An 8,386-nucleotide genomic window follows, 5' to 3' on the forward strand; every position below is an offset into this window, starting at 1 on the left:
TTGTGAAAAGACCGTATTCTGGACACCTTTTTACAGACTTTTCAGCGAGTAACCGCAATGCGCCTGGCTTTATTCGACTTGGACAACACGCTTTTGGGCGGCGACAGTGACCACGCCTGGGGCGATTACCTGTGCGAACGAGGGTTCCTCGACGCCGTCACCTACAAAGCACGCAACGATGAGTTCTACCAGGATTACCTGGCCGGCAAGCTGGATAACGCCGCGTACCTGAACTTCTGCCTGGAAGTCCTCGGCCGCACCGAGATGGCCGTGCTGGATGAGTGGCATCGCGATTACATGCGCGACTGCATCGAACCGATCGTGCTGCCCAAGGGCATTGAGTTGCTGGCCAAACACAACGCCGCCGGTGACAAGCTGGTGATCATCACCGCCACCAACCGCTTCGTCACCGGGCCGATTGCCGCACGCCTGGGCGTCGAAACCCTGATCGCCACCGAGTGCGAGATGATCGACGGCCGCTACAGCGGACGCAGCACCGACGTCCCATGCTTTCGCGAGGGCAAGGTAACGCGTCTGAACCGTTGGTTGAAAGAGACTGGGTTTAGCCTGCAAGACAGCTACTTCTACAGCGATTCGATGAATGATTTGTCGTTGCTGGAGTTGGTGACAAATCCGGTGGCGGTAGATCCTGATCCGAACTTGCGGGCAGAGGCTGAGAAACGGGGTTGGCCGGTGATCTCTCTGCGCGACTGAGAATGCCATCGCGAGCAAGTCGGATCGCGATGGGGCCAACCCGGTCTAAAGCCCTAAACCGGCTTGGCGCCCATCAACCCGGCAATGGCGATAACACACACAAAGCTGAACAACGCCAAAGCAAACGTAAACTTCCCATTGCTCCCCGTCGGCATCTTGCGCAGCCGATTGAGCCGCACCAGCAGCCAGAACCAGCCAAGTGCCGCCACGGTGTAGAGCACGCTGGACGCCAGCAGCCAGGTCTGCCCCAGCGGCCAGCCCACCAGATGCACCATCCACCAGCCGGTGAACGGCATGCTCAGCAACGCCAACCCCATGACCAGCCAGATGAACACTCGCGGCCGTTGCAAGGTACGGGCGTGAGCAGTCGCATCACCATTTCGGCGCGTGCGCCATACCCAGATTGCCAGCCCCAGCGCGCTGATCAGCAGCAGCACCGTCGCCACGACATGCGCGATTTTCAGGGCGGTTAACGTTTCCATTGTTCGATTTCCTTATAGCCTGCCCATCAGCGTAGTCGTTCAGCCAAGGAACAGCTGATACGCAGGGTTGTCGCTTTCATCCCAGTACGGGTAGCCGATCTCCGCCAGTGCCGCGGGCACCAGATGGCGCTCGTCGTGGGGCACTTGCAGGCCGGCAACCACTCGCCCATCGGCAGCGCCGTGGTTGCGATAATGGAACATCGAAATATTCCAGCGCCCGCCGAGCTTGTTGAGGAAGTTGAACAACGCGCCCGGCCGCTCCGGGAACTCGAAACGGAACACCACTTCATCGCTGACATGGGCGGCATGGCCGCCCACCATATGGCGAATGTGCAACTTGGCCAATTCGTTGTCGGTCAGGTCGATGACCGGGAACCCTTGCTCGGCGAGGCTGCTGATCAACGCGCTACGCGGGTCGTTCTCTGGATGAGTCTGCACGCCGACGAAAATGTGCGCTTCGCTGCCGGTGTTGTAGCGATAGTTGAATTCGGTGATCTGACGCTTGCCGATGGCTTCGCAGAACGCCTTGAAGCTACCGGGCTTTTCTGGAATGGTCACGGCGATAATGGCTTCACGACCTTCACCCAACTCGGCGCGCTCGGCGACATGGCGCAGGCGGTCGAAGTTGACGTTGGCGCCGGAATCGATGGCGACCAGCGTCTGGCCGTTGACACCATACAACTCGACATATTTCTTGATCCCGGCCACGCCCAAAGCACCAGCAGGTTCGGTGATCGAGCGGGTATCGTCGTAGATGTCCTTGATCGCCGCACAAATCTCGTCAGTACTGACGGTGATCACTTCATCGACATAGTCTTTGCAGATATCGAAGGTGTGTTGGCCGATCTGCGCCACAGCCACGCCATCGGCGAAGATGCCTACGGTCGGCAATACCACACGTTCGCCGGCCGCCATGGCCGCTTGCAGGCAATTGGAGTCATCGGGTTCGACGCCAATGACTTTGATTTCCGGTCGCAGGTATTTCACATAAGCCGCGATCCCGGCGATCAGGCCGCCGCCGCCCACCGGGACAAAAATGGCATCCAGACGTCCCGGATGTTGACGCAGAATCTCCATCGCCACGGTGCCCTGCCCGGCAATGGTGTGCGGATCATCGTACGGGTGGATGTAGACGTAGCCTTTTTCGTCGACCAGTTTCAGCGAGTAAGCCAATGCTTCCGGAAAGGAATCGCCGTGCAGCACTACTTTGCCGCCACGGGAGCGCACGCCTTCGACCTTGATCTCCGGGGTGGTTTTTGGCATCACAATGACTGCCTTGACCCCCAGCACCTTGGCCGCCAGGGCCAGGCCTTGTGCATGGTTGCCGGCCGATGCGGTGACCACGCCACGAGAGCGCTCTTCATCGGTCAACTGGGTGAGCTTGTTGTAAGCGCCGCGAATCTTGAACGAGAACACGGGCTGCAAGTCTTCACGCTTGAGCCAGATCTGATTGCCCAGCCGCTCGGAGAGCTGGCGGGCAGGCTGCAATGGGGTTTCTACGGCAACGTCATAAACGCGCGAGGTGAGGATCTTCTTGACGTACTGTTCGAGCATCGGAAAGCATCACTGAGCGGGTTGGGCAGGGCCAAGGAGTCTAACTCAGCGTTTGGCCGTGCGACCACACGAATCAAGAGGTTTTAACCGGGCATGCGGCTATAATGCCCGCCTCTCGTTCCCCTTCGGCACCCTCGGAGCCCGCATGACCCAGGATCAACTCAAACAGGCAGTGGCTCAGGCCGCCGTCGACTTCATCCTTCCGAAACTCGACGACAAGAGCGTCGTCGGGGTCGGCACCGGCTCCACCGCCAACTGTTTCATCGACGCCCTGGCCCTGCACAAGGGCGCGTTCGACGGCGCGGTCGCCAGCTCCGAAGCCACCGCCGCACGCCTCAAGGGCCACGGCATTCCGGTGTATGAGCTCAATACCGTCAGCGATCTGGAGTTCTACGTCGACGGCGCCGATGAAAGCGACGAACACCTGAACCTGATCAAGGGCGGTGGCGCAGCCCTGACCCGCGAGAAAATCGTCGCGGCCGTGGCCAAGACCTTCATCTGCATCGCCGACGCCAGCAAACTGGTGCCGGTACTGGGCGCCTTCCCCTTGCCAGTCGAAGTGATTCCGATGGCCCGCAGCCACGTGGCCCGCGAACTGGTGAAGCTGGGCGGCGACCCGGTTTACCGTGAAGGCGTGTTGACCGACAACGGCAACATCATCCTCGACGTGTTCAACATGCAGATCACCCATCCGGTGGAGCTGGAGCGTCAGATCAACGCCATCGTCGGCGTGGTCACCAACGGCTTGTTCGCAGCACGTCCGGCTGACCTGCTGCTGCTGGGCACCAGTGAAGGCGTGAAAACCCTGCGCGCCCAATAAGACAATCACAAAACCTGTGGGAGCGAGCCTGCTCGCGATGAGGCCGTGTCAGTCGACAGAGATGTTGAATGACAGACCGCTATCGCGAGCAGGCTCGCTCCCACAGTTGTTTTGGGGTGCTGGTCAGGGTTGTGGCGGCTTCTTGAAGACGTAAAAAAGGTTTGGCTCGCTGACGAGGTACAGGGTGCCGTCGTCGTCCATGGCGATGCCTTCCGCTTGTGGCACAGTCTTCTGCAAACCCTGACTGCCCTTACTCAGTGACATCGTGCTCAACGGCTGACCGTCCACATCCAGCTCCAGAACCAGCCTCGACTCATCGGACAGCGCCAGTAAATGACCGCTGCGCTCGTCGTATTGCAGACTGGACAGATCGCGGACAAACAGACCGGCATCGCGCTTCGGGTTATTCAGTACGTGCACTGAATAGGACTTCTCATCCTGAAAGTGGGGAAACCCCTGCACTTCATAAATCAACATCGGGTCGCGTTCCTTGGCGACGAACAGCCGTTTACCCACCGAATCGTAGGCAAGACCTTCAAACCCTTTGTTGCCGCTCATGTGCACGCCGAGGGTCATTTGCTCCGCGTCGGCGGCATCGAGAAAGACCGTGTTGTCTTCCAGATGGACCTTGATTAACCGCTGCTGATACTCATCGGCAATCACATAGGTATTGGCGCTGATGAACTCCACGGCTTCCGGATCACCGAAACCGATCAACCGCACACGACGAAGAACCCGACCGTCGAGGGACAGTTCGATCAGTTCGGAGTTTTTATTGGTGACGGTGAACAGACTGTTGCGGTCCGGATCGTAGGTCAGCGCCGAGACATCGGCATCCAGACCTACGATGACCCTGGCCTCGATTGACACCCGGTAATCCGCCAGCCCCATGGACCGAGCATCCGCCGGCTGCCACCAGGTCTGCAGGTTGAACCAGGCACGCTCGAAAAATCGATAATGCTGCCCGGCCAGCCCCAGCAGCGCCAGGGCGACCAGACTGACAAGCAGCAATAAAGGTTTAGGGCGGGCAAATCGACGCATTCAGGCAAGCTCAAAAACAAAACGGGCGGATGAAATACCACGACGGTATGAATTCAAGCTTAATGGCCGTAGATACCGTCCTTCCCCTCAGCGAACGCTGCTATTGAAGCTGCTCACGCCCGGCAATTCCAGCACCAGTTCATCACCGACATTCAGCGGGCCGACGCCCACCGGGGTGCCGGTCAGGATCACATCACCGGCCTGCAGCGAGAAACAGCCGGCCATGTACTGGATCATCGGCACGATCGGGTTGAGCATGTCGCGACTGTTGCCGTCCTGACGGACTTCGCCATTGATGGTCAAGCGAATGCCGATGTCGGCCAGGTCAGCGAAGGTGCTGCCGACCACGAACGGTGCCAGTACCGCCGCACCGTCGAAGGACTTGGCGATTTCCCACGGCAGGCCTTTGGCTTTCAGCTCAGCCTGTTTGTCGCGCAAGGTCAGGTCCAGCGCCGGAGCAAAACCGGAAATCGCGTCGAGTACTTCTTCGCGGCTCGGCCTGGTCGACAGCGGCTTGCCGATCAACACGGCAATTTCAGCCTCGTAGTGCACCGAGCCACGCTCGGTCGGAATCGTGAAGCCGTCGTCTTCAAGCGCAACGACACAACTGCCCGGCTTGATGAACAGCAACGGCTCGGTAGGCACCGGATTGTCCAGTTCCTTGGCGTGTTCGGCATAGTTGCGGCCAATGCACACCACTTTCCCGACCGGGAAGTGAATACGCGTACCGTCGACATACTGGTGCTGATAGCTCATTTACCGACTCCTGCTTCAAAGATAGAACGTCAAACCGCGAAGATCTTGCCCGGGTTCATGATGCCGTTCGGGTCGAACACCGCCTTGACGGCTTTCATGTATTCGATCTCAACCGGCGAGCGGCTGTAGGTCAGGTAATCACGCTTGGTCATGCCGACGCCATGCTCGGCGGAAATCGAACCGTTGTACTTCTCGACGGTTTCGAACACCCACTTGTTGACGGTCGCGCACTTGGCGAAAAACTCATCCTTGCTCAGGTTTTCAGGCTTTAGGATGTTCAAGTGCAGGTTGCCGTCGCCAATGTGGCCGAACCAGACTATTTCGAAATCAGGATAGTGCTCGCCGACGATCGCGTCGATTTCCTTCAAGAATGCCGGGACTTTCGACACAGTCACCGAAATGTCGTTCTTGTACGGCGTCCAGTGGGAAATGGTTTCGGAGATGTATTCGCGCAGCTTCCAAAGGTTCTGCAGCTGCGACTCGCTCTGGCTCATCACACCGTCGAGTACCCAACCCTCTTCGACGCAGTGTTCGAAGGTTTCCAGGGCGTGGTTGGCCACTTCTTCAGTGGTCGCTTCGAATTCCAGCAGCGCGTAGAACGGGCAATCGGTTTCGAATGGTGCCGGTACGTCGCCACGGGCCAGCACTTTGGCCAGCGCTTTATCAGAGAAAAACTCGAAGGCGGTCAGGTCCAGCTTGCTCTGGAACGCATGCAGAACCGGCATGATCGAGTCGAAATCGGTCGTGCCGAGGACCATCGCGGTGAGATTTTTCGGCGCCCGGTCCAGACGCATGGTGGCTTCGACGACAAAACCCAGCGTGCCTTCGGCGCCGATGAACAGCTGACGCAAGTCGTAGCCAGTGGCGTTCTTGATCAGGTCTTTGTTCAGCTCCAGCAGGTCACCCTTGCCGGTCACGACTTTCATGCCAGCGACCCAGTTACGGGTCATGCCGTAGCGAATCACCTTGATCCCGCCGGCGTTGGTGCCGATATTGCCGCCAATCTGGCTGGAACCGGCCGACGCGAAGTCCACCGGGTAGTACAGGCCTTTTTCTTCAGCCACGTTCTGCAAGTGCTCGGTGACCACGCCCGGCTGGCAGATCGCGGTGCGGTCAGTCATGTTCACGTCGAGGATCTGGTTCATATAGTCGAACGACACCACCACTTCGCCATTGGCCGCTACTGCTGCCGCTGACAACCCGGTACGCCCACCGGAGGGCACCAGCGCGATTTTGTGCTGATTGGCCCAGCGCACGATGGCCTGGACTTGCTCGGTGGTTTTCGGGAACACGATGGCGGTAGGGGCCGGAGCGAAATGCTTGGTCCAATCCTTGCCATAAGCATTCAGGGAGTCGGCATCGGTCAGCACCTTGCCAGGCTCAACCAGGGTCTTCAGCTCTTCAATCAAGGCAGGATTGGTCATCGACAGAACTCTCGAACAATTCATGGTCATCCTGAGAACGCTTCACGTCGCAGGAATGAGTGTTTAGCGGGGTGCATATGCTAGCATACCGCCCCCGCAGGATAGTGCCCAAAGGCGTTCTGCGGTGACGGCTGTCATGCCGCTCAGGTCAGCTCAGGCTGTCCACTTCCCTGCCACTTTTCTCCGGGACACAGGTTTAAGCAGATGAGCAAGACTTCCCTCGACAAGAGCAAGATCAAGTTCCTTCTTCTCGAAGGCGTCCACCAATCCGCTGTCGACGTCCTCAAGGCCGCCGGGTACACCAGCATTGAGTACCTCACTGGTTCTCTGCCGGAAGCCCAGCTGAAGGAAAAGATCGCTGATGCTCACTTCATCGGCATTCGCTCCCGTACTCAACTGACCGAAGAGATCTTCGATCACGCGAAGAAACTGGTCGCTGTTGGCTGTTTCTGCATCGGCACCAACCAGGTCGACCTCAACGCTGCTCGCGAACGCGGCATCGCTGTCTTCAACGCGCCTTACTCCAACACCCGTTCGGTGGCCGAGTTGGTGTTGGCTGAAGCGATCCTGTTGTTGCGCGGCATTCCTGAGAAGAACGCTTCCTGCCACCGTGGCGGCTGGATCAAAAGCGCGGCCAACTCCTTCGAAATCCGTGGCAAGAAGCTCGGCATCGTTGGTTACGGCTCGATCGGTACTCAGTTGTCGGTCCTGGCTGAAGGCTTGGGCATGCAGGTGTACTTCTACGACACCATCACCAAGCTGCCATTGGGTAACGCGACTCAGGTCGCCAGCCTGACCGAGCTGCTGGGCATGTCCGACATCGTTACCCTGCACGTTCCGGAAACCGCTTCCACCCAGTGGATGATCGGTGAGAAAGAAATCCGCGCGATCAAAAAGGGCGGCATTCTGATCAACGCCGCTCGCGGCACCGTGGTTGAGCTGCAAGCCCTGGCGGACGCAATCAAGGACAAACACCTGATCGGCGCAGCCATCGACGTATTCCCGGTGGAGCCGCGCTCCAACGACGAAGAGTTCGAAAGCCCGCTGCGTGGCCTGGACAACGTGATCCTGACCCCGCACATCGGTGGCTCCACTGCTGAAGCCCAGGCCAACATCGGTCTGGAAGTGGCAGAGAAACTGGTCAAGTACAGCGACAACGGTACCTCGGTGTCCTCGGTCAACTTCCCGGAAGTGGCCCTGCCGGCTCACCCTGGCAAGCACCGTTTGCTGCACATCCACGAGAACATCCCGGGTGTGATGAGCGAGATCAACAAAGTTTTCGCCGAAAACGGTATCAACATCTCCGGTCAGTTCCTGCAGACCAACGAGAAAGTCGGCTACGTCGTTATCGACGTCGACGCCGAGTACTCGGACCTGGCGCAAGAGAAGCTGCAACACGTCAACGGCACCATCCGTTGCCGTGTGTTGTTCTAAGCTTCCAGTGCCAACGAAAAAGGGAGACCTCTCGGCAGACTGTGTGAAAACACAGCCGGCCAAGGCCAAAAAACAAATGCCCCGACTTGTCGGGGCATTTGTTTTTCTGAGGTGCTCAGGAAAAAAGGGCCTTTCAGCCCATCAATGCCATCAATTGACGC

General features: G+C 58.5%; 8 protein-coding genes. 3 read left to right on the top strand and 5 right to left on the bottom strand.

Translation table 11 applies throughout. The features are described from left to right. Positions 1-57: 57 nt before the first annotated feature. Complete coding sequence (locus ACN1C3_RS20805) at positions 58-714, top strand: HAD family hydrolase (protein WP_419117642.1); 657 nt, start codon at positions 58-60, stop codon at positions 712-714. Between the two features lie 53 nt (positions 715-767). On the opposite strand, the gene ACN1C3_RS20810 is transcribed toward ACN1C3_RS20805, so the two are convergent. Both ACN1C3_RS20810 and ilvA read right to left on the bottom strand, forming a co-directional pair. Further along, a complete protein-coding gene (locus tag ACN1C3_RS20810; RefSeq protein WP_419117643.1) occupies positions 768-1,196 on the bottom strand; it encodes a DUF2269 domain-containing protein in 429 nt (142 codons plus the stop codon). Positions 1,197-1,235: 39 nt separating this feature from the next. Continuing rightward, positions 1,236-2,750, bottom strand: a complete 1,515-nt coding sequence (gene ilvA / locus ACN1C3_RS20815; protein ID WP_419117644.1) for a threonine ammonia-lyase, biosynthetic — start codon at positions 2,748-2,750, stop codon at positions 1,236-1,238. A gap of 145 nt (positions 2,751-2,895) precedes the next feature. Here ilvA and rpiA point away from each other — a divergent pair, with 145 nt between their 5' ends. Further along, positions 2,896-3,570 (top strand): ribose-5-phosphate isomerase RpiA, encoded by a 675-nt coding sequence (rpiA, locus tag ACN1C3_RS20820; protein ID WP_419117645.1) that lies wholly within the window; start codon positions 2,896-2,898, stop codon positions 3,568-3,570. A 123-nt stretch (positions 3,571-3,693) separates the two neighbouring features. Here rpiA and ACN1C3_RS20825 read toward each other — a convergent pair whose 3' ends face one another. From ACN1C3_RS20825 to ACN1C3_RS20835, 3 genes are all read right to left on the bottom strand, one after another. Next, positions 3,694-4,611, bottom strand: coding sequence for an SdiA-regulated domain-containing protein (locus ACN1C3_RS20825; protein ID WP_419117646.1), 918 nt, complete (start codon positions 4,609-4,611; stop codon positions 3,694-3,696). Between the two features lie 87 nt (positions 4,612-4,698). Continuing rightward, complete coding sequence (locus ACN1C3_RS20830) at positions 4,699-5,367, bottom strand: fumarylacetoacetate hydrolase family protein (RefSeq protein ID WP_419117647.1); 669 nt, start codon at positions 5,365-5,367, stop codon at positions 4,699-4,701. A 29-nt stretch (positions 5,368-5,396) separates the two neighbouring features. Continuing rightward, positions 5,397-6,791: an FAD-binding oxidoreductase gene (locus ACN1C3_RS20835; protein WP_419117648.1), complete on the bottom strand. Its 1,395-nt coding sequence runs from the start codon at positions 6,789-6,791 to the stop codon at positions 5,397-5,399. Positions 6,792-6,995: 204 nt separating this feature from the next. On the opposite strand from ACN1C3_RS20835, the gene serA reads away from it, so the two are divergent. Beyond that, the gene (serA, locus tag ACN1C3_RS20840) at positions 6,996-8,225 is read left to right on the top strand and encodes a phosphoglycerate dehydrogenase (RefSeq protein ID WP_419117649.1); all 1,230 of its coding nucleotides are present in this window, start codon (positions 6,996-6,998) and stop codon (positions 8,223-8,225) included. Positions 8,226-8,386 lie beyond the last annotated feature (161 nt).

Origin of the sequence: Pseudomonas sp. H11T01 (assembly GCF_048515765.1) — a bacterium.
Lineage (GTDB): Bacteria > Pseudomonadota > Gammaproteobacteria > Pseudomonadales > Pseudomonadaceae > Aquipseudomonas.